The sequence below is a fragment of the Aeromonas sp. R6-2 genome (genome assembly GCF_040908155.1).
Taxonomy (GTDB): Bacteria; Pseudomonadota; Gammaproteobacteria; order Enterobacterales; family Aeromonadaceae; genus Aeromonas; species Aeromonas schubertii.
Genome location: NZ_JBFODE010000028.1, coordinates 68,107 through 89,085, shown reverse-complemented (window position 1 = coordinate 89,085; position 20,979 = coordinate 68,107). Strand labels below are relative to the sequence as shown.

At 62.5% G+C, this 20,979-nt stretch carries 23 protein-coding genes; 7 read left to right on the top strand and 16 right to left on the bottom strand.

What is annotated here, in order from left to right; genetic code table 11:
* Nucleotides 1–12 precede the first annotated feature (12 nt).
* Genes surA through AB5Y48_RS04585 form a run of 5 tightly spaced genes read left to right on the top strand, consistent with a single transcriptional unit; the run spans nt 13 to nt 4,293 of the window.
* Nucleotides 13–1,311, top strand: a complete 1,299-nt coding sequence (surA, locus tag AB5Y48_RS04605; RefSeq protein ID WP_136614341.1) for a peptidylprolyl isomerase SurA — start codon at nt 13–15, stop codon at nt 1,309–1,311.
* Nucleotides 1,308–2,294 carry a 4-hydroxythreonine-4-phosphate dehydrogenase PdxA gene (pdxA, locus tag AB5Y48_RS04600; protein ID WP_136614342.1) on the top strand — a complete coding sequence of 329 codons (987 nt, stop codon included), beginning with the start codon at nt 1,308–1,310 and terminating at the stop codon, nt 2,292–2,294. The genes surA and pdxA overlap by 4 nt, the downstream gene beginning before the upstream one ends.
* A complete protein-coding gene (gene rsmA, locus AB5Y48_RS04595) occupies nt 2,291–3,103 on the top strand; it encodes a 16S rRNA (adenine(1518)-N(6)/adenine(1519)-N(6))-dimethyltransferase RsmA (protein ID WP_050667677.1) in 813 nt (270 codons plus the stop codon). Before pdxA ends, rsmA begins: the two co-directional genes overlap by 4 nt.
* The gene (gene apaG, locus AB5Y48_RS04590) at nt 3,103–3,465 is read left to right on the top strand and encodes a Co2+/Mg2+ efflux protein ApaG (protein ID WP_060587562.1); all 363 of its coding nucleotides are present in this window, start codon (nt 3,103–3,105) and stop codon (nt 3,463–3,465) included. Before rsmA ends, apaG begins: the two co-directional genes overlap by 1 nt.
* A gap of 6 nt (nt 3,466–3,471) precedes the next feature.
* The gene (locus AB5Y48_RS04585; protein ID WP_060587564.1) at nt 3,472–4,293 is read left to right on the top strand and encodes a symmetrical bis(5'-nucleosyl)-tetraphosphatase; all 822 of its coding nucleotides are present in this window, start codon (nt 3,472–3,474) and stop codon (nt 4,291–4,293) included.
* 46 nt (nt 4,294–4,339) lie between these two features.
* Here AB5Y48_RS04585 and folA read toward each other — a convergent pair whose 3' ends face one another.
* From folA to rplU, 6 genes are all read right to left on the bottom strand, one after another.
* Nucleotides 4,340–4,828, bottom strand: coding sequence for a type 3 dihydrofolate reductase (gene folA / locus AB5Y48_RS04580; RefSeq protein WP_368163836.1), 489 nt, complete (start codon nt 4,826–4,828; stop codon nt 4,340–4,342).
* A 10-nt stretch (nt 4,829–4,838) separates the two neighbouring features.
* The gene (locus tag AB5Y48_RS04575) at nt 4,839–5,306 is read right to left on the bottom strand and encodes a threonine/serine exporter family protein (RefSeq protein WP_050667673.1); all 468 of its coding nucleotides are present in this window, start codon (nt 5,304–5,306) and stop codon (nt 4,839–4,841) included.
* On the bottom strand, nt 5,303–6,100 hold the full coding sequence (locus AB5Y48_RS04570; RefSeq protein ID WP_050667672.1) for a threonine/serine exporter family protein: 798 nt from the start codon (nt 6,098–6,100) through the stop codon (nt 5,303–5,305). The genes AB5Y48_RS04575 and AB5Y48_RS04570 overlap by 4 nt, the downstream gene beginning before the upstream one ends.
* A gap of 110 nt (nt 6,101–6,210) precedes the next feature.
* Nucleotides 6,211–7,392 carry an Obg family GTPase CgtA gene (gene cgtA / locus AB5Y48_RS04565; protein WP_136614343.1) on the bottom strand — a complete coding sequence of 394 codons (1,182 nt, stop codon included), beginning with the start codon at nt 7,390–7,392 and terminating at the stop codon, nt 6,211–6,213.
* A gap of 165 nt (nt 7,393–7,557) precedes the next feature.
* Nucleotides 7,558–7,815 (bottom strand): 50S ribosomal protein L27, encoded by a 258-nt coding sequence (rpmA, locus tag AB5Y48_RS04560; protein ID WP_050667670.1) that lies wholly within the window; start codon nt 7,813–7,815, stop codon nt 7,558–7,560.
* Between the two features lie 19 nt (nt 7,816–7,834).
* Complete coding sequence (rplU, locus tag AB5Y48_RS04555; RefSeq protein WP_005345816.1) at nt 7,835–8,146, bottom strand: 50S ribosomal protein L21; 312 nt, start codon at nt 8,144–8,146, stop codon at nt 7,835–7,837.
* 239 nt (nt 8,147–8,385) lie between these two features.
* On the opposite strand from rplU, the gene ispB reads away from it, so the two are divergent.
* The gene (ispB, locus tag AB5Y48_RS04550; RefSeq protein WP_050667669.1) at nt 8,386–9,357 is read left to right on the top strand and encodes an octaprenyl diphosphate synthase; all 972 of its coding nucleotides are present in this window, start codon (nt 8,386–8,388) and stop codon (nt 9,355–9,357) included.
* A 63-nt stretch (nt 9,358–9,420) separates the two neighbouring features.
* Here ispB and AB5Y48_RS04545 read toward each other — a convergent pair whose 3' ends face one another.
* From AB5Y48_RS04545 to AB5Y48_RS04500, 10 genes are all read right to left on the bottom strand, one after another.
* Entirely contained in the window at nt 9,421–9,606 is a 186-nt protein-coding gene (locus tag AB5Y48_RS04545; protein ID WP_050667668.1) for a DUF2065 family protein, read from the bottom strand.
* 42 nt (nt 9,607–9,648) lie between these two features.
* Nucleotides 9,649–10,527, bottom strand: coding sequence for a protease modulator HflC (gene hflC / locus AB5Y48_RS04540; protein ID WP_050667667.1), 879 nt, complete (start codon nt 10,525–10,527; stop codon nt 9,649–9,651).
* A 3-nt stretch (nt 10,528–10,530) separates the two neighbouring features.
* Nucleotides 10,531–11,691, bottom strand: coding sequence for an FtsH protease activity modulator HflK (hflK, locus tag AB5Y48_RS04535; protein ID WP_060587571.1), 1,161 nt, complete (start codon nt 11,689–11,691; stop codon nt 10,531–10,533).
* 16 nt (nt 11,692–11,707) lie between these two features.
* Nucleotides 11,708–13,027, bottom strand: a complete 1,320-nt coding sequence (gene hflX / locus AB5Y48_RS04530; protein WP_050667665.1) for a ribosome rescue GTPase HflX — start codon at nt 13,025–13,027, stop codon at nt 11,708–11,710.
* Nucleotides 13,028–13,080: 53 nt separating this feature from the next.
* On the bottom strand, nt 13,081–13,350 hold the full coding sequence (gene hfq / locus AB5Y48_RS04525) for an RNA chaperone Hfq (RefSeq protein WP_050667664.1): 270 nt from the start codon (nt 13,348–13,350) through the stop codon (nt 13,081–13,083).
* Between the two features lie 79 nt (nt 13,351–13,429).
* Nucleotides 13,430–14,347 (bottom strand): tRNA (adenosine(37)-N6)-dimethylallyltransferase MiaA, encoded by a 918-nt coding sequence (miaA, locus tag AB5Y48_RS04520; protein ID WP_368163855.1) that lies wholly within the window; start codon nt 14,345–14,347, stop codon nt 13,430–13,432.
* Nucleotide 14,348: 1 nt separating this feature from the next.
* Nucleotides 14,349–16,190 (bottom strand): DNA mismatch repair endonuclease MutL, encoded by a 1,842-nt coding sequence (gene mutL / locus AB5Y48_RS04515; RefSeq protein ID WP_368163835.1) that lies wholly within the window; start codon nt 16,188–16,190, stop codon nt 14,349–14,351.
* 3 nt (nt 16,191–16,193) lie between these two features.
* Nucleotides 16,194–17,795, bottom strand: coding sequence for an N-acetylmuramoyl-L-alanine amidase (locus AB5Y48_RS04510; protein ID WP_368163834.1), 1,602 nt, complete (start codon nt 17,793–17,795; stop codon nt 16,194–16,196).
* A 3-nt stretch (nt 17,796–17,798) separates the two neighbouring features.
* Complete coding sequence (gene tsaE / locus AB5Y48_RS04505; RefSeq protein ID WP_050667661.1) at nt 17,799–18,257, bottom strand: tRNA (adenosine(37)-N6)-threonylcarbamoyltransferase complex ATPase subunit type 1 TsaE; 459 nt, start codon at nt 18,255–18,257, stop codon at nt 17,799–17,801.
* A gap of 21 nt (nt 18,258–18,278) precedes the next feature.
* Complete coding sequence (locus tag AB5Y48_RS04500) at nt 18,279–19,766, bottom strand: NAD(P)H-hydrate dehydratase (protein WP_368163833.1); 1,488 nt, start codon at nt 19,764–19,766, stop codon at nt 18,279–18,281.
* On the opposite strand from AB5Y48_RS04500, the gene queG reads away from it, so the two are divergent.
* Nucleotides 19,765–20,913, top strand: a complete 1,149-nt coding sequence (queG, locus tag AB5Y48_RS04495; protein ID WP_368163832.1) for a tRNA epoxyqueuosine(34) reductase QueG — start codon at nt 19,765–19,767, stop codon at nt 20,911–20,913. The two genes, AB5Y48_RS04500 and queG, sit on opposite strands and share 2 nt — an antisense overlap.
* The last annotated feature ends 66 nt before the right edge of the window (nt 20,914–20,979 follow it).

Here is a 20,979-nt window from a genome sequence, read left to right as displayed (position 1 = left end):
TGAGAGATGGATATGAAAAAGACCCTGATTGCCCTGCTGACTGCAGGCGTGTTTGGCGCCCTGAGCCAGGCGGCCGTGGCTGCCCCCGAGCTGGTGGATCGCGTGCTCGCCGTGGTCAACAAGGATGTGGTACTGGCCAGCCAGCAGGATGCGCTGGTCCAGAAGGTCAAGAACAACGCCCGTGAGCAGGGCCAATCCCTGCCCGACGATGCCACCCTGCGCCGTCAGGCGCTGGATCGCCTGATCCAGGAGAGCCTGGTGCTGCAACTGGCCGATCGCCAGGGCCTCAAGGTGAGCGATACCCAGCTCGAGCAGGCCATCGCCGGCATTGCCACCGAGAACCGCATGAGCGTCGAGCAACTGCGCGCCCAGCTGGATCGGGAAGGCATGACCTACCCCCAATACCGGGAAGAGGTGCGCCGCGAGATCCTGATGGGTGAAGTGCGCCGCAACCAGGTCCGCCGCCGGGTCAATATCTCCGAGCAGGAGGTCAAGCAGGTGGTGGAGATCCTCAAGAAACAGGGGCAACAGCAGAACGAGTTCCACGTCGGTCATATCCAGATCGCCCTGCCTGACAACCCCAGCGCCGCCCAGCTTGATGCCGCCAAGGCCAAGGCCCAGCGCATCATGCAAGCCCTTAGCAGCGGGGCCGATTTCCGCAAGCTGGCCATCGCCGAGAGTAACGGACCCAAGGCCCTGGAAGGGGGTGACTGGGGATGGATGAGCCTGCAAGAGATGCCTACCCTGATGGCCGAGGCGGTGCAAGGGGCCAGCAAGGGGGCCATCGTCGGCCCGCTGCGCTCCGGTGCCGGTCTGCACATCATCAAGGTGTTTGACACCAAGGGACAACAACAGGTGAGCCTGACCGAGGTGAAATCTCGCCACATCCTGATCAAGCCTTCCATCATACTGAGTGAGGAGAAGGCCAAGGGGATGCTGGACGGCTTCCTGCGGGATCTGCGCAGCGGCAAGGCCAACTTCGCCCAGCTGGCCGAGAAGTACTCCGAGGATCCGGGCTCCGCCGTTCAGGGCGGTGAGCTGGGCTGGTCCTCCCCCGATGTCTATGCCCCCGAGTTCCGTGACATGGTCAATCGCCTGCAACCGGGTCAGATCAGCCAGCCGTTCCGTACCAGCTTCGGCTGGCATATCGTCCAGTTGGAAGATCGCCGCAGCCAGGACGCCACCGACAAGGCACTGGAGCAGCGTGCCTATCAGCTCATCTACAACCGCCGCTTCGCCGAAGAGGTGCAGGGCTGGATGGATGAGCTGCGCGATGGCGCCTACATCCGGATCGAAGACGGCCAGAGCTGATGACCCGACGCATCGCCATCACCCCCGGCGAACCGGCCGGGGTGGGTCCCGATCTGGTGCTGCAGATCGCTCGCCAGAGCTGGCCACACCAGCTGGTGGTGATCGCAGACCCGGCCCTGCTCACCGAGCGAGCCCGCCACCTGGGACTCGAAGTGAGCCTGCAGCCCTACGATCCTGCGGCACCGGCCACGGCGCAGGCGGCCGGCACCCTGACCGTCTGCCCGGTACCGCTTGGAGTGCCCAGCGAGCCGGGCCATCTCGACGAAGGCAATGGCCACTACGTGCTCGAGACCCTGCAGCGAGCCTGTGACGGCAACATGAGTGGCGAGTTCGCCGCCGTCGTCACCGGCCCGGTGCACAAGGGGATCATCAACCAGGCCGGCGTCTCGTTTAGCGGTCATACGGAATTCTTTGCCCACCAGTCCGGCACGCCGGACGTGGTCATGATGCTCGCCACCGAGGGGCTGAGAGTGGCGCTGGTAACCACTCACATCCCGCTGGCCTATGTGGCCAAGGCCATCACGCCGGAGCGTCTCGACAAGATCATCCAGATCCTGGATGCAGACCTGCGCAGCAAGTTCGGGATCCCCCGACCCCGCATCTATGTGTGCGGCCTCAACCCCCATGCGGGAGAAGGTGGCCACCTGGGACGCGAGGAGATCGAGGTGATCGAGCCGGCGCTCGAACGGTTGCGCGCCCAGGGGCTGGATCTGGTCGGCCCCCTGCCGGCCGATACCCTGTTTCAGGAGAAATACCTCAAGGATGCGGATGCGGTACTCGCCATGTACCACGACCAGGGACTGCCGGTGCTGAAGTTCAAGGGCTTTGGCAACTCGGTCAATATCACTCTGGGTTTACCCTTTATCCGAACCTCGGTGGATCACGGTACCGCCCTGGATCTGGCCGGCAGTGGCCAGGCCGATCCGGGCAGCCTGCTGACCGCCATCCACCACGCCATCAAGATGGTAGAGAAAAGAACATGAGTAGTGACAAGGTGCACCTGGGCCACACGGCCCGTAAGCGTTTCGGCCAGAACTTCCTGCACGATCGTTATGTGATCGGCCAGATCGTCGACGCCATCAATCCCCTGCCGGGGCAGAATATGGTCGAGATCGGTCCGGGCCTCGCCGCGCTGACCGAGCCGGTGTGCGAACGCATCGACAGACTCACAGTGGTGGAGCTGGACCGGGACCTGGCCGCTCGCCTGCGCGAGCATCCGGTGCTTGCCAAGAAGCTGAACGTCATCGAGGCCGACGCCATGCGCTTCGACTTCAGCACCCTGATGCGCCCTGAGCACCCCCTGCGTATCTTCGGCAACCTGCCCTACAACATCTCCACCCCGCTCATCTTCCACCTCTGCGACTATGCCGAGCATGTACTGGACATGCACTTCATGTTGCAAAAAGAGGTGGTGCTGCGCCTGGCCGCCGGCCCCGGCAGCAAGGCCTATGGCCGCCTGAGCGTGATGACCCAGTACTACTGCCAGGTGATTCCGGTACTCGAGGTGGGCCCCGGCGCCTTCAAGCCGGCCCCCAAGGTCGACTCAGCCGTGGTGCGCCTGGTGCCCCACAAGGAGAAACCCTTCGTGGCCAAGGATGTGCGCCTGCTCAGCCGGGTCTGTACCGAGGGCTTCGGTCAACGCCGCAAAACCATCCGCAACAGCTTCGCCAACTTCATCAACAGCGAGCAGCTGGCCGAGCTCGGCATCGACGGCAACCTGCGCCCGGAGAACCTCTCTCTGGAGCAGTTCGTCAAGATCGCCAACTGGCTGGCAGATCAGAAGGCGGTCTGATGAGTGCGCCCCTCGTGCTGATCCGTGCCTTCCCCCACCATGTGGCGGGCAGCCACGACCCCTGGCAGTTTCATTACCGCATCGAGATCGAGAATCAGGGCTCTCTCTCGGTGCAACTGCTGCGCCGCCGCTGGCTCATCACAGATGCCAACGGCAAGCGGGTCGAAGTCGAGGGGGCCGGCGTGGTGGGCGAGCAGCCCATCATCGCCCCTGGCGATACCTTCAGCTACCAGAGCGGCGTTCCGCTGGAGACGCCACTCGGGGTAATGGAGGGCAGCTATGTGATGCAGGATGAAGAGGGGGAGGAGTTCTCCGTACCCATTCCCCCCTTCACTCTGGCGGTTCCGAACATCATCAACTGAGGACTCATGGCTAACTGCTTCGTCGGTGATATCCAGGGCTGTTACGACGACTTGCGCCGTCTGCTGGATCTCGCCCGGTTTGATCCCGCCCAGGATACCCTCTGGCTGTGTGGCGATCTGGTCGCCCGCGGTCCCGACTCCCTCTCGGTACTGCGCTTTGTCAAAGAGCTCGGCGAGCGGGCCATCAGCGTGCTCGGCAATCATGATCTGCACCTGCTGGCCGTGGCCGGGGGCCATGCACCGCTCAAGAAGAAAGACAGGATCGAGGAGATTATCAAGGCGCCCGATGGCCTCGAGTTGCTCGACTGGCTACGCCATCGCCCCCTGCTGGCCGAACACCCCGAACATCCGCTGCTGATGGTCCATGCCGGTATCTCCCCCGCCTGGGACGTGACCACGGCTCGCCGCTGCGCCCGTGAGGTAGAGAGCCTGCTGCAGGGCGATCAACATCAGTGGTTGCTCAAGCATATGTACGGGGATCAGCCGGATCGCTGGAGCGAAACCCTGACCGGCATCGAACGCTACCGCTACATCATCAACGTCTTCACCCGGATGCGTTTTTGCTACTTCGACGGTCGCCTCGACTTCAAGTGCAAGCTGGGCCCCAAGGAGTCGACCCCGGGCCTGCGTCCCTGGTTCGAGCAGCGGGAGCATCACAGGGACGATCCAGTGATCATCTTCGGCCACTGGGCCGCCCTGATGGGCCAGTGTCCGGTCGCCGATATCAAGGCGCTGGATACGGGGTGCGTCTGGGGTAACAGCCTCACCCTGTGGCGCTATGAGGACGATGCTCTCATCGCCACACCCTGCCCCACTCACGCCAAGTGACCCCATCAATAACAGAAGAGGCCACCCCAGGGTGGCCTCTCGCTTTCTACCGCTGCCGCTCCAGAGTCTCGAAGCGATAGGGGTAGGGATTGCGCTCATCCGGCTGATGGCACACCAGATCGCGCCGGTTCCAGGCATAGGCCTGATAATCGGGGAAGCGGGTATCCCCCTCCACGGTCAGATCGATATGGGTGAGGTAGAGCACATCGGCCCGCTCCAGCAGTTGGGTATAGAGCTTGCCACCACCGATGATCATCACTTCGGGCACCTCGCCAACGGCCGCCAGGGCCGCCTCGACCGAGGGGAAGACCTCGACGCCGGAGGGGGCGTAGTCAGGATTGCGACTGATCACCAGATTGCGCCGAGCCGGCAGGGGGCGGCCAATAGATTCGAAGGTGCGCCGCCCCATCAGGATCGGCTTGCCCAGGGTCACCTGCTTGAAGTGGGCCAGATCCGCCGGCAGGTGCCAGGGCATGGCATTGTCGCGGCCAATCACCCGATCCCGGGCCATGGCCGCTATCATGGCTATCTTCATCTTCTCCCCCTCACACTATGGGCCGGTTACGGTACACGACCAGCGAAGGGATCGCCAGACCGAAGCTCAGAGCCGCCACGATGAAGATGGCCTTGAGGCCGTTTTCGATGGCGCCCTCGAGCAGGGGCATGGAGGCCCCCCGGATATTGAGCTCGACGATGGCGATCATCGCCTTGAAGGCGTAGCTGCCGGGGATCATGGGAATGATGCAGGCGACGCTGAAGACGGGTCTGGGCACCAGCAAACGGCGCGCCCAATAGACGCAGACAAAGCCAACCGTGGTGGCCGCCGTCAGGGTGGCCCACTCGATAGGCAACCCCGAATGGATAAGCAAGGTGCGCAGACTGTGAGCCAGAGCCCCTCCCATGGCGCAGTACTTCAGCATCCGGGGCGGCACGTTGAAGATCATGGCGAACCCCACCGCCGGAACGGCAGACCAGAAGGCGTCCTTGGCCAATAACCAGAGCAGCTCCATCATACCTTCCACCCCCAGATGCCGGTGACAGACATGGCCATCAGAATGCCAAGCGCCGCGCTGATGGTCAGCAGGGTAGCGGTGCCCCAGCGGGCCAGCCCCATGTTGAAGTACCCCTTCACCATGTCGGAGACGGCGTTGATGAGCGGGAAACCGGGTACCAGCAGCAGCACACTGGCGGCCATGGCCAGATAGGGTTGCTCCCCCCAGCCGAAGAAGGTGGCACTGGATGCGAGCAGGGTGGCGATGAAACCGGTGACGGCAAAGTTGATGAGGGGGCTGTGGTGGTGGCGGGCCATCAGCTGGCGCACCCGCATGGCGACGGCCGCCGCCACCGAGGTTACGGCAAAGACGGGCCAGTCCCCCCCAAACAGCAGGCTGAAGGCGCCACAGGAGAGCCCCACCATCAACACCACCAACCAGGGGTGATAGTGGAAGGGGACGATGGCATCGAGCCGCTGACGTACCGCCTCGGCCCCGATCAATCCCTTCTCGGCGAGGATGCAGATCCGCTGGATCTCGCACACCACCGCCATGTTGATGCCATGTTCCCGAACCCGCCGCGTGGTGGTGATGCAACTGCCGCTGCTCAGGCTGGTGATCACGATGGCGCTTGAGGAGATGGCCATCTCCACACTCTCCAGACCCAGCGCCATGCCAACCCGCACTGTGGTCTGCTCGATAAGGCGGCTCTCGGCGCCAAACTGGGCCAGCATCTGGGCAATCTTGACGATAATGCGGGTGATCTCTGTCTGCTGTTCGCGTGACAATCCCCGTCCCGGTGTATTGGTATCCATCTTCCTGGGCATCCTTGCAGAAAAGGGCCCCATTCTATGTCAGGCAACCCCTGCCGTGGCTTGCCCTAACGCAAAAAAAAGCCGCCTCAGTGAGGCGGCTCTGGGGATACTTAGTCCCGGACGTAGATGATCTCGACCCCATCGTCGTCATCTTCATCCCAGTCATCATCATCGACATCATCTTCACTGCCCTGTTCGATCTGGGCAATCTGGTTGCGATGATAGTCATCCCACTTGAACTCGACCTTGTCGATGGCTTCTTTCGCATCTTGCTCGAGTTGACGGGGCATGGTGTCCAGCAGATCCAGGATGTCGTAGCACACCTTCTGGGTGCCTTCCTTGCTGATGGCGGTGATGGCGTAGGTCGGCCCTTCATGGCCGAGCGCCGCCTTGACGCGCTCCATCACCTCGACCGCCTCCTCCTCGAGCATCAGATCGAGCTTGTTGAAGACCAACCAACGCGGCTTGGCCGCCAGCTCGGGGCTGTACTTCTCCAGTTCATGGACAATGGTCACGGCATTTTCGGCCGGATCGGAGCCGTCGAACGGGCAGATGTCAACCAGATGCAGCAGCACACGGCAACGCTCGAGGTGCTTGAGGAAGCGGATACCGAGACCGGCCCCCTCGGCGGCACCCTCGATGAGCCCCGGAATGTCGGCAATCACGAAGGAGCGGCTGTTCTCGCCACGCACCACACCGAGGTTCGGAACCAGGGTGGTGAAGGGGTAGTCGGCAACCTTGGGCTTGGCGGCAGAGACGGCACGGATGAAGGTAGACTTGCCGGCGTTGGGTAGCCCCAGCATGCCGACATCGGCCAGCAGCAACAGCTCGAGGCGCAGGTTACGCACCTCACCCGGAGTACCGTTGGATTTCTGGCGCGGCGCGCGGTTGACCGAGCTCTTGAAGCGGGTGTTGCCGAGGCCATGGAAGCCCCCCTTGGCCACCAGCAGCTTCTGCTCGTGACGGGTGAGATCCCCCAGCAGTTCGCCGGTGTCCTCATCGATGGCGCGTGTTCCCACCGGCACACGCAGGGTGAGATCCTTGCCGCGACGACCGGTACAGTTCGCCCCACGGCCATTCTCACCACGCTCGGCGGCGTGGAAGCGCTCGAAACGGTAATCGATCAGGGTGTTGAGGTTCTCGTCTGCCAGCAGATAGACGTCACCACCATCACCACCGTCACCACCATCCGGGCCACCGAAGGGGATGTACTTCTCGCGACGGAAGCTCACACAGCCGTTACCACCGTCACCGGCATCGACTCGAATCAGGACTTCATCAACAAACTTCATGGGTTACCGTCACCTCAATTCGAAAAACCGATACGCAATTATAGTGATCTCCGCCACGGCGAGCGATCGAAACGCCACCGTCCCCGGCAGGCCAGCGCCATCAGTTTTCGTACACAAACAAAAGCCCCGCCAGTTGGCGGGGCCTCGGATCCTTGCGGTCCGTACTTACTCAGCAACGATGCTGACGTACTTACGGTTCTTCGGACCTTTAACTTCGAACTTCACCTTGCCGTTCGCGGTAGCGAACAGGGTGTGGTCCTTGCCCAGACCAACGTTGTTACCGGCGTGGAACTTGGTGCCACGCTGACGAACGATGATGTTACCAGCCAGTACAGACTCGCCACCGAAACGCTTAACGCCCAGGCGTTTGGCTTCAGAATCGCGGCCGTTGCGGGAGGAACCGCCAGCTTTTTTGTGTGCCATTTATCGGACTCCTAATCTATTAAGCGCTGATGCCAGTGATCTTGACTTCAGTGAACCACTGACGGTGGCCCATGTGCTTGCGATGGTGCTTACGACGACGGAACTTGATGATCTGAACCTTGTCGCCGCGGCCGTGAGCCACAACTTCAGCCAGAACCTTGCCGCCTTCTACGAAAGGAGCGCCAACCTTGAAAGTGTCGCCTTGGGCAACCATCAGTACTTTATCGAACTCGATGGCAGCACCGGTCTCGACGTTCAGCTTTTCCAGACGAACGATCTGACCTTCGGCTACACGGTGTTGTTTTCCGCCGCTTTGGAATACCGCGTACATTTTTTAACTCCGTATAGGCACATCTTTGCTCATGGCAGATGTGCACAAAAACTGAATAACAATGGGCCGGCATTTTACGCAAATTGATCCCCTCAGGCAAGGTCAATTTCAAAAAAAGTTTATTTTGTGCGCACCTCTGCCGGCGCATCAAACGCCTAACTGTAACCCATAGTGAATTCGTGTAAAATCCCCGCAACAGCAATCCGGGCAGTCCTGCTGCCGTCGAGTCAAAGAGAACTATGGACCAAACGGGAATTCGTGCGCTGACCGAGGCCGATATGACGGCCGTCAACGCCCTGATCATCGAACGGTTGCAGTCTGACGTCAGCCTGATCAACCAGCTCGGCTACTACATCATCAGTGCCGGTGGAAAACGTATGCGCCCCATGCTGACCGTACTGGCCGCCCGGGCGCTCGGCTATGAGGGCAGCGATCACCTCAAGCTGGCGGCCATCATAGAGTTTATCCACACCTCGACCCTGCTTCACGACGACGTGGTGGACGAGTCGGATCTGCGTCGCGGCCGTGAGACCGCCAACGCCATGTTTGGCAACGCCGCCAGCGTCCTGGTCGGGGACTATCTCTACAGTCGTTCGTTCCAGATGATGTCTGAGCTCTCCAACCTGCGCATCATGGAGATCCTCGCCGACGCGACCAATACCATCGCCGAGGGCGAAGTGCTGCAGTTGATGAACTGCAACGACCCGGATACCACGGAAGAGAGCTACATGACGGTCATCTACTGCAAGACCGCCAAGTTGTTCGAGGCCGCGACCCGCCTCGCCGCCGTACTGACCCATCAGTCGCCCGTCATCGAGCAGGCCATGACCGACTACGGTAAGTACCTGGGTACCGCCTTCCAGATCATCGATGACGTGATGGATTACTGCTCCGACAGCCAGGAGATGGGCAAGAACGTGGGCGACGATCTCTCCGAGGGCAAACCCACCCTGCCCCTGCTCTACGCCATGGCGGTGGGCAGCGCCGAGGAGCGCCAGATCATCCGCGAGGCCATCGAACTGCGTAACGGTATGGAGCGCCTCGATACCGTACTGGCAATTCTCGAGCGCACCGGCGCACTCGACTACGCACGGCAACGGGCCCGGGAAGAGGCGGACAAGGCCATCTCTGCCCTGACCATACTGCCGGCCGGCCCCCATCGGGAGGCGCTGGAGACCCTGGCCCATATGGCCGTTCAGCGCAGCGCCTGAGACCTGCCGCCTGAAGAAACCTGAAGAGAAAAGAGAGCCTGCGGCTCTCTTTTTTGCTCTCGCCTAACCCAGCGTCATCCAGAGAATGACGGCGCCACTCACGGCCAGACAACCACCGAGGCGGCGCAGGCTCTCGGGTGGCTGTTGTGCCAGTTGGCTCAACACCTGCTGCCAGAGCCTTGGCATCAGCAAGGGACCCAGCCCTTCAAACAGCAGAAGCAGCCCCAGGCCAATCAGTATTGCGTTCATCTTGGCTCCAAGAAGAAGGGCCTGCAGTGCAGGCCCTTCGGACTATTTGGCATTCGCATCCTTGAGGTAACGGAAGAACTCGCTGTCCGGCTTGATGACCATCATGTCATTGTTGCCGGCGAAGCTCTTGCGATAGGCCTCCATGCTGCGCACGAAGCTGAAGAATTCGGGATCCTTCTTGTAGCTCTCGGCGTAAATCTTGGCCGCCTCGGCATCCCCCTCACCACGCAGCTGACGGGCATGGCTCTCGGCATCGGCCAGCATCACGGTGACCTTGCGATCGATATCGGCACGCAGTACCTCCGCCTTCTCGCGGCCCTGGGAGCGATGCTCACGAGCCACGGCGTTACGTTCGGCGCGCATCCGTTGGTAGATGGAGTTGGAGACCTCAACCGGCAGGTTGATCTGCTTGATCCGCACATCCACCACCTTGATGCCAAGCTCGGAGGAGCGAGCCATCTTCTTGAGGGCATCCTCCATCACGGCACCGCGCTCACCGGAGACGATATCCTTGATGGTGCGGTTACCTATCTCGGAACGCAGACCGTTGTTGATCTTGCGCTTGAGCAGGGCCTCGGCTTGCATCCGGTTGCCACCACCGGTCGCCAGGTAGTACTTGGAAAAGTCCTCGATCTTCCACTTCACATAGGAGTCGATGATGAGGTCTTTCTTCTCGGAGGTGACGAAACGATCGGCCTGACCGTCCAGAGTCTGGATGCGGGCATCCATCTTGCGCACGTTGTCGATGAGGGGCACCTTGAAGTGCAAGCCCGGCTCATAGACCCTGGGCTGCCCTTCGGCGTCACGCTTCACCTTGCCAAACTGCACGACGATCCCGCGCTGCCCCTCGTCCACCACGAATACGGAGGTGAAACCCAGCAGGGCGATCACGGCCACGGCACCAATAGCCATCTTCTTCATCTATTAGTTCCTCCCGCTGAAACGATCGCCACCGCGGATGGGGGCGGGAGCCGAGTTAGCCCCCTCCATCACACCGCTACCCGACTGTTGAGAGTCGACGCCAGCCATGGGCACCTGTGGCGCCACGGGGCGTGCCGGCTTGCTGCCAGACCCCAGCTTGTCGAGAGGGAGGTAGATCATGCTGTTGTTACCCTGGGGCAGATCGACCAGTACCTTGTTGGCGTTCTGGTAGATTTCCTCCATGGTCTCGATATAGATACGCTGGCGGGTCAGTTCGGGGGCAGCCAGGTACTGGGGCAGCAACTCGTTGAAACGCGCCACCTCACCCTTGGCCTTCAGTACCACCTGAGACTTGTAACCCTCGGCCTCCTGCTCCAGGCGTTTCACCTGGCCACGGGCCTTGGGTTCGACCTCACGGGCATAGGCTTCCGCCTCACGAATGAAGCGTTGCTCATCTTCCTGGGCGGCGATGGCGTCATCAAACGCATCCTTCACCTCTTCCGGCGGGCGGGCCGGCAGGAAGTTTACGTCCACCACCTGCAGACCCATCTGATAGGGCTCAATGATCTGCTCGAGTCCTTCGCGCGTCTCGCTACGAACCCGTTCACGCCCCGTGGTCAGGATGTCATCCATGGAGTTATGGCCGACCACGTAGCGCAGGGCGCTGTCGGTGGCCTGGCGCAGGCTCTCGTCAGCATTGGTCACGCTAAAGAGATAGGCCTTGGGATCGACGACTCGGTACTGAACGTCCATCTCGACGCGCACCACGTTCTCATCCTGGGTCAGCATAAAGCCGGAGGCCGGCAGGGAACGCACGGACTCCACATCGACCGGGATCACCTTGTCGATAAAGGTCGGCTTCCAGCGCAGGCCAGGCTCGACGATATGGGAGTACTCACCAAAACGCAGTACCACGCCACGCTCGGCCTCCTTGATGGTATAGAAGCCGCTCACGACCCACACCACCACACCCACGGCGACGGCCACGGAGAGGCCCACCCGGCTGAATTCACCACCGGAGCGATTGCCCCCCCCGAGCAGACCACCCAGACGGCGGCTCAGGTTTTTAAAGAGATCATCCAGGTCCGGAGGACCCTGATTCTTGCCGTTATTCCCCCAGGGATCCCGGTCTTTGCCATTATTTCCAGGCTCATTCCAAGCCATCAGCGTCTCCATTAACTCATGCAGATGGAAGATGGACTCTATCAGCCCCTTCATGACTGATAAAGCGTTGTAACATGTCACCCTCTTGCTTCAGCAGGCGATTCCAGTCGGCTGCCGGCAGGCGAACCTCCAGCAGGCAATCCCCCTCCTCGTTGAAGCACTCCTGCTCTATCCCCTTGAGGCGATAGAAGATACTGCGCAACCGGGCCTGTGACGGGGGCAACCGCAACAGGTGGTGTACCATGGCTCCGGAGAGCAGTTCGGTCAACGCCTGATAGAGGAGCTCACACCCTTCACCGCTCTGGGCAGAGAGCCAGACCCGCATCGGCCGACCCTCTTCATCACGCTCCAGCATGGCGGGACGATCCGCCAGCTTGTCGATCTTGTTGCAGATCATCAGCTGGGGGCGATCATCGGCCTCAATCTCGGCCAACACGCTCTGAACCGATGCGATGTTCTCCTGCATCTGTTCGTCGGCGCAGTCCACCACGTGGAGCAGCAGGTCCGCCTCCCGGGTCTCTTGCAGGGTCGCCTTGAAGGCGGCCACCAGGTCGTGAGGGAGGTGGCGGATAAAGCCGACCGTATCGGCCAGGATCACATCGCCCACATCCTTTACATCGAGGCGGCGCAGGGTCGGATCAAGGGTGGCAAACAGTTGGTCGGCAGCATACACGCTGGCGGCTGTAAGTTGGTTGAACAGAGTGGACTTGCCGGCGTTGGTGTAACCCACCAGAGAGACGGTCGGTACCTCGTTGCGATTGCGGGCGCGGCGCCCCTGTTCGCGCTGCTTGGCCACCTTGTCGAGACGGCGCAGTATGTACTTGATGCGTTCACGCAGCAGACGACGGTCGGTCTCGAGCTGGGTTTCACCCGGACCGCGCAGGCCGATACCGCCCTTTTGACGCTCCAGGTGGGTCCAACCACGAACCAGTCGGGTCGAAAGGTGACGCAATTGGGCCAGCTCAACCTGCAACTTACCCTCGTGGGTGCGAGCGCGCTGGGCAAAGATATCGAGGATGAGACCGGTACGATCCACCACCCGACACTCGATCAGACGCTCGAGGTTGCGCTCCTGGGCCGGAGTCAGGGCGTGATTGAAGATGACTACATCGGCACCGAGCATACGCACCTGCTCGGCGATCTCTTCGGCCTTACCGCTACCGACGAAGTATTTGGAACTGGGTGCACCCCGACTGGTGGTGACGACGGCCAGCGTATTGACCCCGGCAGAGCTGACCAGCATTCTGAGCTCTTCGAGATCTTCCCGCTCACCCTCGTCGCTGAAGTTGACGTGCACCAGAACAGCCTGTTCGCCTCCTTCATAACGGTCAAACAAGCGAAAACTCCTTCAATGTCAGTGGGCTATCGTTAAAGAAAGCCCGAATCGGGTCAGGCTTCACTCTCACCCTGCTGCTCGTCGGACTGACCGCCCTGGGCAGCATGCTGATGATGGTTAACGGCGCGAGCCGGCACCACGGTGGAGATGGCATGCTTGTAGACCATCTGGCTGACGGTGTTCTTGAGCAGGATAACGAACTGGTCGAAGGACTCGATTTGACCTTGCAGTTTGATGCCGTTCACCAAATAGATAGAAACCGGAATACGCTCACGGCGCAGCGCATTCAAAAACGGGTCTTGGAGAGATTGCCCCTTAGCCATCTTTCTTTCCTTCATTTAATTGTGTTTGTTGTTGTAAGACGTTGGTCGTCGATATAACAACCTGATTATACAAGGAGTGTCAAGCTACACCAACGACGCTGAGCACTCGCTGAACATTATCCTCATCACCCGTTGTCAACCAGGTCACATCGGGCCAACCCCGCAGCCAGGTCATCTGACGCTTGGCCAGTTGCCGGGTCGCTACTATGCCACGATACCGCATCTCATCATAACCGACCTCCCCGATCAGGTAGTCCCACATCTGGCGATAACCGACACAGCGGATGGAGGGGAGATCCGGCGTCAGGTCTCCCCGCTCGAGGAGTCGACGCACCTCCTCTTCGAGCCCCCCTTGCAGCATCAGATCGAAACGCAGTTCGATGCGCCGGTGCAACTCACTGCGCTCCTCGGGGGCGATGGCGAACTGGCTCACCCGATAGGGAAGCGCCTCCCCCTGAGTGCGCGTCAATTCGGTGAGGGTCTTGCCGCTCACCCGATAGACCTCGAGGGCCCGGGTCAGACGCTGGGGATCGTTGGGATGAATACGGGCACCGGCCACCGGGTCGACACGACTCAACTCATCGTGCAGCGCCTGCCAGCCGAGACGCTCGGCCTCCTCTTCCAGCTGGCGACGCACCTCGGGATCGGCCGAAGGGAGCGGCGAGAGCCCCTCCAGCAAGGCCTTGAAATAGAGCATGGTGCCACCAACCAGCAGAGGAATACGGCCACGGCCGGCGATCTCGGCCATCTCGCGCAGGGCGTCGCGGCGAAAGTCGGCGGCCGAATAGCTCTGGGACGGATCCAGTATGTCGATGAGCCTGTGGGGGGCTGCGGCCAGCTCGGCCGCGCTCGGCTTGGCGGTGCCGATGTCCATCTCCCGGTAGATCAGCGCCGAATCGACGCTGATGATGTCGCATGGCAGCACGCGGGTGAGCGCGATGGCGAGATCCGTCTTGCCCGAGGCGGTCGGCCCCATCAGAAAAATAGCCCGGGGCAACTCAGCCACGTTCAAACTCCTCTATCAGTTCGGCCACTGGCAGCAGGCGCGTCAACGACGGCCCATCCAGCAGGTCGGAATAATCGCAGGCCAGCTCCTGTAACAGACGACTGGCGGTGGTGAAGTCATAGACCTTGCCCGTACCACAGCCCTGTTCGATGAGCCAACGACAGAGCTGATCCCGCTCCGACTCACCGATGGCCTCCGGCAGACTGGCCAGCATTTGCAACAGCTCGGGGAAGAGCCGTGCCAGGTCGCAGCTACGCAGCAGGGCCGGCACCCGGGTCAGGATAAGGGTCTCACGCCCCCCGCCCTTCGACTCGAAGCCCATGCGTCTGAGCACCTCGCCACGCAGCTCGCTTTGCTCGAGCAAACTCGCCGGGAGCTTGAGGGAGACCGGCAGCAGCAGCGGTTGGGTGGTGAGCCCCTGGGGCCACTGCTCTTGCAGATGGGCCAGCAGCAACACTCCTTCGGCACGACGCAGGGAGAGCAGGCCAAGCCGACCTCCCTGCTCCCACAAGAGATAGCGCCCCTGCACCAGGGAGAGGGCGCGCGCCCCCGTCGTCACCGAGGCCGGCTCCGGCAGAGCCACAGGCTCCGCAGCCGGCAGCGTACTCATCAGGGCCTGCATGCCGCGCACGGCACGGGGATCAACCCCCTCACGGGGACCGCGGCCAACACCCGCACCCGCGGAAAAACCACCCGGGGACTCCTGCACCGACGCCGGAGCTCGATAGGCGTGTTCCGCCTCATACCACTCGCCCCTGGCGGCCTGACCGGGGTAAACAGGCGCCGGCGCACTGGGTAACTCCACCTGGCTCTCGGCCAGGGGCAGCTCGGCATCGGCCGCCTGACGCAGGGCCGTGTAGAGCGCCTGGAAGATAAAGTCGTGTACCAGACGAGCCTGATGGAAACGCACCTCATGCTTGGCCGGATGCACGTTTACATCCACCTGGCGCGGGTCGAGTTCGATATAGAGCACATAGGCGGCGTGGTGATCGGAGGGCAACAGCTCGTCATAGGCCTGGCGAATGGCGTGGTTGATGAGCTTGTCGCGCATCATGCGGCCGTTGACATAGGTGTATTGCAGATCGTTTTGCGCCCTGGCCCCCTGAGGGGTCGAGATCCAGCCACGCAGGCGCACATCGCTGTGCTCGCTCTCCACCGCCAGGGCGTGATGCATAAAGGGGGTACCGCACACGGCGGCGAGGCGCCGCTCCTGCTCCTGCACCGTCTGAGCCGCCTTGTACTGGCGCACCACCTTGCCGTTGTGGCGCAGGATCAGGGTGATATCGAAGCGCGACAGGGCGATGCGGCGGATCAGCTCGTCGATATGGGCGAATTCGGTCTTCTCGCTGCGCAGAAACTTGCGTCGGGCCGGGGTGTTAAAGAAGAGGTCGTTCACCTCCACCGTGGTCCCCACTGGATGAGCCGCCGGGCGCACCGCTACCTGCATCTCCCGTCCTTCGGCCTGGGCCTGCCACGCCTCTGACTGGGCTGCGGTTTTGGAGGTAAATGTCAGGCGCGACACCGAGCTGATGGAGGCAAGGGCCTCGCCGCGAAAACCCAGGCTGGCAATCCCCTCCAGATCGTCCAGAGTCGCCACCTTGGAGGTGGCATGGCGAGAGAGCGCCAGCACCAGCTCATCCTGGGGGACACCGCAGCCGTTATCACGGATGCGGATCAGCTTGGCCCCCCCCTTCTCGATATCGATCTCAACCCGATCGGCACCGGCATCGAGACTGTTCTCGACCAGCTCCTTGACCACGGAAGAGGGGCGCTCGACCACCTCACCGGCGGCGATCTGGTTGGCGAGAATGGGAGGAAGGATACGGATCGGCATGGCTTACTCCTGAGGGATCTTCAGCACCTGGCCAATCTGGATCTCGCGCGACTTCAGGTTGTTATATTCGACCAGCCTGGCCTGGGTCACGCCATAGCGCTCGGCCAGACGGGACAGGCTCTCCCCCCGTTTCACCTGGTGGCGGATCGGCGGTTTGGCCGCACTGGCGACCCCGCTGGCCGGGACCTTGAGTGTCTGTCCAATCTGGATTTCCCGCGACTTCAGGTTGTTGAGCTCCACCAGGGCCGCCTGGGTCGTGCCATATCGAAACGCCAGCAGAGAGAGGCTCTCTCCCCGTTTGACAACATGCCGAGAGGTGGCCTGGGACCCACCGCTGACGGGGCGGGCCGTCGCGACCTCACTGTAAGGTTTGATCACCCCGGCCGCCGACCCTGACGATGCCGCCGGAGTTGCAGAAACAGCCGGACGCGGCGCGGCAGCCACACTCTGGGCTGGCTTGCCCTTGAGCATGGGCCCCTTGGTGGGATGAGTGAGATAGTAGGAGCGAATCCCCTGGAAGATGGCCCGGGCCACCTTCTGCTGATAGGCGGAGGAGCCGAGCAACTTCTCCTCCTCGTGGTTGGAGATAAAACCGGTTTCGACCAGCACAGAGGGGATATCGGGCGACTTGAGCACCGCCAGACTGGCGTGCTGGGGCGCCTTCTTGTGCAGACGCGCTACCTGACCGAGGTGGCGCAGGATCTGGCGGCTCACGTCGTACCCTTCGGCCCGGGACTTGTCCATGGAGAGATCCAGGAAGGTGCGCGCCAGGTAGGGGTTGGGATCGGACTCGGCGATCACCTTGCCTACCCCGCCGAGCAACTCGGACTGCTTCTCCTGCTGCTCCAGCCAGCGACCCATCTCGCGGTTGGCGCGGTTGGTCGAGAGCACCCAGACCGAGGCTCCGCGCGGGGCCGAGCTGTTGAAGCTGTCCGCATGCACCGAGATGAGCAGATCCGATTTCCCCTTGCGGGCGATTTCGGAGCGTCGGTTGAGGTCGACGAAGTAGTCCCCGCGACGGGTCATCACGGCGCGCATGCCCGGCTCCTTGTCGATGAGGGCCGCCAGATGCTGGGAGATGGCCAGGGTCACCCGTTTCTCGAAGGTACGCCGCGGCCCGATGGAGCCAGGATCTTCGCCCCCGTGTCCGGCATCGATGGCGATGACGATCTCGGGATGACCACTGCGGGCCACCGGCTTGCTGCTGGGCTGACTCCCCTTCTCCTCATAGGGCAGATCGATCACCAGACGGTGACCATAAGGGCCTGCCGGCGCCAACGGGAAGACCACCGGCTTGATCGGCTCGCTCAGGTCCAACACCAGCCGGATGCTACCGCTCTGGGTCGGCGTGCTCTCGCGCAGCCGGCGCACCACCTGGCTCTTGTTTTCAATACGAGCCAGATTGGTCCCATTGCTGGTGCTCTTGATGTCGATGACCAGCCGGGCCGGATTGGTCAGGGTCTGAAACTGGTAGTCGGGAGCACTGGCCATGTCGAACACCACTCGGGTGCTGTCGGGAGAGGGCCAGATACGCACTCCCTTGAGCTGGTTGGCCCAGGCAGGCAGGGCGGCGATGGCAAGCAGGCAGGCGAGAAGTAGGCGCACGTATCAGATCCGTTGTAACAGGGCTTCACCAATGGCAGTCCGGGCAATGAGCTCGGCCTCCCGCTGCTCTCCCACATAACGCAGGGTGATCTCGAGATCCGGGGCGGGCAACCAGCCCTCACCCTTTTCGGGCCACTCTACCAGACAGAGGGTCTGCTCGGCGAAGTAGTCGCGGATCCCCATGAACTCCAGCTCTTCCGGATCGGCCAGGCGATAGAGATCAAAGTGATACACCTGCCAGTCGGCCAGCTCATAGGGCTCGACCAGAGTATAGGTGGGGCTCTTTACCTTGCCGGTATGGCCCAATCCCTGTACCCAGCCGCGGGTCAGGGTGGTCTTGCCGGCCCCCAGATCCCCGTGCAGGAATACAGTAGTCGCCCGCTCCAGGGCACGGGCCAAACGCCCGCCGAGATCTACGGTGGCCGCCTCGTCGGACAGCGACACCAACAACTGTTTGGTCATGTTCTCAATCGTTTCTTGTGGTTATGACGGATTGGCGAGCCGGCGTATCCAGGGCAACAGATCCGAGGCTAGCAGCCCTCGCTCACCCTCTGCCGCGGCCCGGTCGGCCGCCTCCCCATGGAGGGCGACGGCGAGACAGACGGCGTCACTTGGTGCCAACCCCTGTGCCAGCAGGGCGCCGATTATACCAGATAACAGATCCCCCATGCCGCCCCCGGCCATGCCGGGATTCCCCTCGTTGCAGAGCCAGCAATGGAGTCCGTCGTGGATCAGGGTACCTGCTCCCTTGAGCAGTACCACGCCGCCATAGCGCTGCTGCAGCGCCGCCACGGCGGCGAAGCGGTCGGCCTCAACCACCGCCACGGCGCAATCCAGCAACCTGGCCGCCTCACCCGGGTGAGGCGTAAGCACCCAATTATCCTGATGATGGGGGGCCTGTGCCAGCAGATTGAGGCCATCGGCATCGACCACCAGCGACCGCTCCTGACACAAGAAGCGCTCAAAACAGCCCCTGGCCCACTCATCCTGACCGAGACCGGGGCCGATGACCCGCACCGTGTCCCATCGACCATCCTGCAGATCCCCTTGCATCAGCTCGGGCTGGCTCAAGGCTGGCGAGGGCAAGCCGGGGTGCTGGCATACCCGCACCAGGCCGGCGCCGGCTCGCAGGGCAGCACGTCCCGCCAGCAAAATAGCCCCCCCCATGCCGGAATTACCACCGACCAGCAACACCCGGCCGTGATCGCCCTTGTGGGCAGAGCGACGTCTTGGTACCAGTCGGGGTGCGAGGAGCGGATAGTCGATACGCAGGGCCGCGGGGCGCCCCCAGCGCTCGATCTCGAGTCCCAGACTGGCCACGGCCAGCTCCCCTACCTGATCCGGGCCGCGTCCGGTCAACAGCCCCTGCTTGAGGCCGATAAAGGTGAGGGTATAGGTAGCCTGCACGGCACAGCCGAGCACGCTGCCGGTATCGGCCTGCAAGCCGGAGGGGAGATCCACCGCCAGCACGGGCACGCCGGCCGCTCGCCAGCGATTGATCGCCTCGATGAGCATCGCCTCTGGCCCCGTCACCTGATGAGCCAGACCGGTGCCGAGCAGGGCATCGACCAGCAGGTCGGGATTCTCCAGCCCGCCCATCGACTCCAGCACCTCTCCCCCTGCGGCCAACCAGGCGCTGGCGGCACGCCCGGCATCCCCCTTGAGACGCGCCGGCTCACGGGTGGCCACCAGCTGCACTCGCAACCCACGCTCGCGCAGCAGACGGGCCAGTACATAGCCATCGCCGCCGTTGTTGCCCGGACCACAGCAGATGAGAATACGCCGCGCCTCGGGCCAGTTGCGCTGAATGATCGACAGCAGCGCCGCGCCTGCCCGCTCCATCAGGGTATAGAGAGAGAGCCCGGCCGCACTCGCCAGCTCGGCCTCGGCCTGGCGTATCTGTTCGGCACGCCACAGGGCCTGTGGTAGACTTGATGGCGTCTCCATGCCACACCGATAGTGCTCGCCCATGAGTTCCCTCCCGCAACCCTCTTCCGAGTCCGATCTGCACGCTCTGGCCCACCATATCAAGCTCTGGGCGAGGGAGCTAGGCTTCGACCAGGCCGGCATCACCGACACCGATCTGAGTATCGAGGAGCCACGCCTGCAGGCCTGGCTCGACGCCGGCTATCACGGCAGTATGGAGTACATGGAGCGCCACGGCATGCTGCGCGCCCGACCCGACGAGCTGCTGCCGGGGACCCTGCGGGTCATCTCGGTGCGGATGAACTATCTCCCCTTCGAGGCGGGATTCGCCGCCACCCTGCGCGACCCGCGTCTCGGCTACATCAGTCGCTACGCCCTCGGCCGCGACTATCACAAGGTGCTGCGCAATCGTCTCAAACAGCTCGGCGAGCGCATCGAGCAGGCCTGTGCAGGGCTGGGTTACCGCCCCTTCGTCGACTCGGCACCGATCCTCGAGCGCCCCCTGGCGGCCAAGGCGGGGCTCGGTTGGGTGGGCAAACACTCCCTGCTGCTCAACGCCGAGGCGGGCTCCTTCTTCTTCCTCGGGGAGCTGCTGGTCAACATCCCGCTGCCCCTCGACGCCCCGGTGGAGAAAGCGCAGTGCGGCAAGTGCACCGCCTGCCTCACCATCTGCCCCACCGGTGCCATCGTCGCCCCCTATGTGGTGGACGGACGACGCTGCATCTCCTATCTCACCATAGAGAGCGACGAGCCCATCCCGGTCGAACTGCGACCGGCGCTCGGCAACCGTATCTATGGCTGCGATGACTGCCAGCTGATCTGCCCCTGGAACAGCTACGCGGACGCCACCCCCGAGCCGGACTTCACCCCGCGCCCCAATCTGCACCGCCCCCCCCTGCTCACCCTGTGGAGCTGGGATGAACCGACCTTTCTCAAGCACACCGAGGGGAGCCCGATCCGCCGTATCGGCTACCAGCGCTGGCGTCGCAACCTGGCGGTAGCGCTCGGCAACGGACCGGCCGACGGGGCGGTCATCACGGCTCTCGAACAGGCACGCCCCCATGCTACGCCCCTGGTGGCCGAGCATGTCGACTGGGCCCTCGCCACCCTCCAGAGTCGCGCCGAAGAAGAGAACAAGAAGACTCAAAGGCTGATCCGCTGCATCGAAAAAGGTCTACCGGATCACGCCTAGCCATCGCAGGGCTTGCACCGGGATATCCGCTTTTTCATCCTGTGCCGTCACCCGTGCAGACAAGGA

Excerpts from the sequence above, each read along its gene's own strand:
- queG (WP_368163832.1), top strand. The coding sequence starts at position 19,765 with ATGAGTTCCCTCCCGCAACCCTCTTCCGAGTCCGATCTGCACGCTCTG.
- tsaE (WP_050667661.1), bottom strand. The coding sequence starts at position 18,257 with ATGACCAAACAGTTGTTGGTGTCGCTGTCCGACGAGGCGGCCACCGTA.
- AB5Y48_RS04570 (WP_050667672.1), bottom strand. The coding sequence starts at position 6,100 with ATGGATACCAATACACCGGGACGGGGATTGTCACGCGAACAGCAGACA.
- hflC (WP_050667667.1), bottom strand. The coding sequence starts at position 10,527 with ATGAAGAAGATGGCTATTGGTGCCGTGGCCGTGATCGCCCTGCTGGGT.
- AB5Y48_RS04575 (WP_050667673.1), bottom strand. The coding sequence starts at position 5,306 with ATGATGGAGCTGCTCTGGTTATTGGCCAAGGACGCCTTCTGGTCTGCC.
- folA (WP_368163836.1), bottom strand. The coding sequence starts at position 4,828 with ATGAAGATAGCCATGATAGCGGCCATGGCCCGGGATCGGGTGATTGGC.
- cgtA (WP_136614343.1), bottom strand. The coding sequence starts at position 7,392 with ATGAAGTTTGTTGATGAAGTCCTGATTCGAGTCGATGCCGGTGACGGT.
- AB5Y48_RS04585 (WP_060587564.1), top strand. The coding sequence starts at position 3,472 with ATGGCTAACTGCTTCGTCGGTGATATCCAGGGCTGTTACGACGACTTG.
- hfq (WP_050667664.1), bottom strand. The coding sequence starts at position 13,350 with ATGGCTAAGGGGCAATCTCTCCAAGACCCGTTTTTGAATGCGCTGCGC.
- AB5Y48_RS04500 (WP_368163833.1), bottom strand. The coding sequence starts at position 19,766 with ATGGGCGAGCACTATCGGTGTGGCATGGAGACGCCATCAAGTCTACCA.
- mutL (WP_368163835.1), bottom strand. The coding sequence starts at position 16,190 with ATGCCGATCCGTATCCTTCCTCCCATTCTCGCCAACCAGATCGCCGCC.
- hflK (WP_060587571.1), bottom strand. The coding sequence starts at position 11,691 with ATGGCTTGGAATGAGCCTGGAAATAATGGCAAAGACCGGGATCCCTGG.
- apaG (WP_060587562.1), top strand. The coding sequence starts at position 3,103 with ATGAGTGCGCCCCTCGTGCTGATCCGTGCCTTCCCCCACCATGTGGCG.
- AB5Y48_RS04545 (WP_050667668.1), bottom strand. The coding sequence starts at position 9,606 with ATGAACGCAATACTGATTGGCCTGGGGCTGCTTCTGCTGTTTGAAGGG.
- ispB (WP_050667669.1), top strand. The coding sequence starts at position 8,386 with ATGGACCAAACGGGAATTCGTGCGCTGACCGAGGCCGATATGACGGCC.
- rplU (WP_005345816.1), bottom strand. The coding sequence starts at position 8,146 with ATGTACGCGGTATTCCAAAGCGGCGGAAAACAACACCGTGTAGCCGAA.
- rpmA (WP_050667670.1), bottom strand. The coding sequence starts at position 7,815 with ATGGCACACAAAAAAGCTGGCGGTTCCTCCCGCAACGGCCGCGATTCT.
- surA (WP_136614341.1), top strand. The coding sequence starts at position 13 with ATGAAAAAGACCCTGATTGCCCTGCTGACTGCAGGCGTGTTTGGCGCC.
- rsmA (WP_050667677.1), top strand. The coding sequence starts at position 2,291 with ATGAGTAGTGACAAGGTGCACCTGGGCCACACGGCCCGTAAGCGTTTC.